The organism is Micromonospora sp. MW-13, assembly GCF_003434305.1.
Taxonomy (GTDB): domain Bacteria; phylum Actinomycetota; class Actinomycetes; order Mycobacteriales; family Micromonosporaceae; genus Micromonospora.
On sequence record NZ_QKKX01000151.1, the window covers coordinates 1 to 226 of the forward strand.

1 pseudogene is annotated in these 226 nt (G+C 69.9%); it reads left to right on the top strand.

Annotated elements, in window-relative coordinates:
- A pseudogene (locus C5N14_RS32560) lies at window positions 1-226 on the top strand (hypothetical protein); the annotation flags it as partial.

The following is a 226-nucleotide window of genomic DNA, read 5'->3' on the forward strand; positions in this document are numbered from 1 at the left end:
GGCGCTCATCGGCCTCGGGGTGGCGCTCATCGGCCTCGGGATCGACGCACTGGTCGGCAATGACGTCCTGTACGGGGTGGCGTCCATCGGCCTCGGGGTGGCGGTCATCGGCTATGGGATCGCCAGGCTCGTCGGCAGTGACGTCCTAGCCGGGGTGGCGCTCACCGGCATCGGGGCGGCGGTCATCGGCCTCGGGATCGACGAACAGGTCAACAGGGACGTCCTG